This window comes from Kitasatospora sp. NE20-6 (assembly GCF_045862635.1).
Window position 1 is genome coordinate 1 of sequence record NZ_BPRL01000140.1, and the last position, 3,603, is coordinate 3,603.

The 3,603-nt window shown below is 71.3% G+C and carries 1 protein-coding gene; it reads left to right on the forward strand.

All coding sequences use genetic code 11. The features are described 5' to 3' along the window. Positions 1 to 3,603 (forward strand): hypothetical protein (locus SNE206_RS39760; protein ID WP_407918470.1); only part of this gene is annotated, 3,603 nt, incomplete at both ends.

The window sequence follows — 3,603 nt, forward strand, 5'->3', positions numbered from 1 at the left end:
AGGTGGAGTTCGCGCGGGCGTGGGCGCCGGAGTGGGACGCGGGTGAGCTGCGGTACCTGAAGGAGCGTCTGGCGGCGAAGTTCGCCCCGGAGGCGCTGGTCAACCATGCGGACGTGCTGCTGCAGCCCGGTGGGCTGAAGGACCGGATGCACCGCCCGGTGCAGGGCGGGACCGAGATCATCACCGTCCAGGTCACCGCCGTACGGCTGGACCAGAACCCGACCACCGGCCGAACCGAATCGGCAGTCCTGAATCTCATGCCGGTCTCCTTCGCCAGCGCGAGCGGAGCGGACACGCTGGCCACCTCGCTTGCGCTGAGCGGCGGCCTCTCCGCCGTCGTGGGCGTCGGCAACCGAACCGGGAACTCGCTGCGGACGCTCGGGCCGTCACTCGGCCTGTCCGCGGCCGCCGACTGGTCCGCGGGCACCGGAGTGAACTCCTCGGGCTTCCACCTGCACGGCGTGCTCTACAGCGGCCCGGCCCGCACCTTCGACTACCGCATCGCCTACCAGGTGAAGGTGTCGATCAAGCACGTCGCCGGCCCTGCCTCCTTCGCGGACTGGCCCAAGATCGCCGCCAACCGGATCGCCGGCATCGTGACCCGGCAGACCCAGGAGGCCGACCGCTCCACCCGGAACAGCCTGGTCACCGGCGCACGGGCCGAACTGACCTACCGGATCGGGGACCGGGAGGACGACGACCACCGCGTTCGCCTGGTCGTCCCCGAGCCGCTCACGGCGGACACCCCGTACACCGCCGGCACCGCCGGGAGCATGCACACCCACCCGTACGCGGTGCCCGAGTCCTCCTCCGCCGACGGCGAGGACCAGCACATGGTCGTCCTCCCGGACCTCCCGCAGGACCTGCGCGACGCCCACACCCCGCTCGATGCCGAGGACGTGGTGATGGAGACCATCGGCTCCCGGCACGTCGAGGCGGAACTGCTCAGACTGCTGGCCCAGGTCGGGATCGGCGCCGACGCGGCAGGCGACATCACCTGGACCCTCACCGACCCCGGGCTGCTCCTCGGCGCGCACATCCGCGTGCCGTCCGGCCTCCGGGCGACCATGATCAAGCAGGGCCTTGTCCGGGACCGGAGCGCCCTGGTGCGGATCGAGGCGTTCCCGATCGGCACCAGGACGACCGGCCGGACGCTGTCCACCCTCAGAATCGAACTCATCGAGGGCGGGACCGGCGTCTCGGGCACCCGCGGATCGGGCCGGAGCCGGTCCTTCACCACCGGTATGGCCCTCGGCGTGCAGACCGACGCGAGCAGCCAGGCGGTGTTCCCGGGTGTCGGCTACCAGCGGACCACCCGATCGACCGGCTCCCGGACCACAGTCCTGGGCCCCATCGCCGGGCGCCAGGCGGTTCGCGAGGAGGAGTTCGAGGAGTTCGGTGCCGACCTGCTCTACCGGGTCACGGTCGTCGGCCAGGCGAAGAACATGGTCAGTTCCTCCGCGCCGAAGGTCGCGGCGAGCCTGTTTCACATCGCCGACGGCATCCGTTACCTGCGGCCCACGCACGGCCCGGCCGATCCCCACGATCCGGCGCTGCGGACCGCCGTCCGCCCGGCACCGAACCGCCCCACGCTCCTGCGCCGCGACACCCCGCCCAGCCCGGGCCCGGGCGGCATGCCGGTCCACCGCCCCGGGTCGGACCGGGTGGTCACGACGCTGCCTGCCACCCCGGAGGACCGTACGGCGGAGACCGAGGGCCGGGTCCATCGGCGGCTCGGCACGCGGCCGCTGATTCCGCTGGGGGCGGTCTCGGAGCGGTTGCTGATACGGCCGGGTGAACCCGGGGCGCCCGGTGACGGCAACCCGGTCCTGGATGCGGTGCAGCGGGTGTTGCAGGAGGCGGCACCGGGTGCGTTGGAGGAGTTCTGGCAGGTCAACGGCGCGGGGCGGCAGTTCCGGCCGATGCCGTCGCGGCTGGCGAACCTGTTGAGTCTCAAGTCGATGGAGGCACTGCTGGACGTATTGCTCGGTCCGGGGCTGGTGCTGCACGCGACGCGGTCCGGCCCACTGCACCACGAGCGGTTCGAACTGCGGCTGCGCGCGCAGCGGGATCCGGACAGCAAGGGCTACTACTTCCTGGAGAGTCTGCGGGAGGTCACTGCGTCGAGCTACCACATCCGTTCGAACAAGGAGGATGTCGGAGCGTCCCGCGCCCGCAGCCGCGGCTGGTCGGTGAGCGGTCGGACGACCGGGACACTGTCGGCCGACGCGGCGGACGGCCGTCTCGACACGGTGGCCGCCGTCTCGACGGCCTCCGCCTCCGCCTCGGCCGCCACCGCTCGCTCGAAGGGCGGCTCGGATGTCAGCCGGACCCAGTTCAACCTCTCCGGTCCGGCGGACCGATATGCGGGTGAGCTGCGGATCGACGTCGACGTGGTCCGCGCAGTCGTGCCGTCGCGGCTGGTGAACACGGTGGGGCTGACGCTGCCGGACAAGGCGTCGCTGACACTTGGCGGCCGGTTGGAGCAGGAGCGGATCGACGGCCAGGTGTCGGTGAAGCTGACGGAGCGGGTGCTGGTTCCGGCGGTGTTGCAGGGGCCGGCGCTGGAACCGTACGTGCCGACCGCGGGTGATGTCGCGGTACGCGAGATACCGTTCGGCTCGGCGGTAGGGGAGTTGGGGAGGCCGCTGCAGCTGCGGGGCCCCCAGGTGATGGATCGCCAGGTGATCGGGGCGGGCTTTGACCACGAGAAGCTGCGGGTGCTGGTCGACGAACTTGTGCGGCGACTGGCGGGTGGAAGCGCGGCCGTCGCGCGGATGGTGAGCCGCGGCTCGCGGGCGCGGGACGCTCTGTTCGCACTGCTGTCGCAGCCGATGCTGACCAGCGAGTTGGACTTCCTGGTGGACGAGGGCGGTCTGGTGTCGCCGGTGCTGGTGCGGGAGGGCGGCCTGTTCACCGACACGCACGCGCGGGTGCGGATCAGCGTGGAGCCGTTCGACGCGAAGGCGGACAGGTTCGTCGAGGGCGACCTGGACGCCGACTCCCTCCGGTTCACCGAGAGCAACCAGACCCGGTCGTCCTCCACCGGCCTCGGCCTGGGCACCTCGCTCATCGCCACCGCCACCTCGGGCAGCCTCGATGCCGGCCTCCAGCCCGGATCCCCCGCCGCCCAGAACCCCGTCGCAACGCTGAGTCTCACGCTCGACCAGAACAGTGGCGCGACGGGGTCCGCCGGGCACTGGGACATGGTCCGGATGACCTCCACCAACCGGAAGACGTCCTGGCTGTGGATCACAACGGATGTTCTGCTCCGCATCGAGGTCGAGGCGCGCAACCAGCGTGGCCTGCTGGACCTCCCTGGCGGGACGGCACGGATGGCCTTCCACGTCCGATCAGGCCTGGAGGTCGTGCTGGCACCCGAGGCGGCACTCGACCTGCTGGATGCGCGGGAGGTGTTCGCGCACGGTGTGCCGACGCCGTCGGGTTTCTTTGTGCCGGTGAAGGGTGTGGCGGGGTTTGCGGATGACGGTGCGGTGCAGTTGCGGGCGGCGTTCGGGTTTCCGGTGGTGGGGAATGCGGTGGTGGTGCATGTGCATACCGATGGTGGGGGGCGGTTCCTGGTCGGGAACAGGGCGTTGGGTG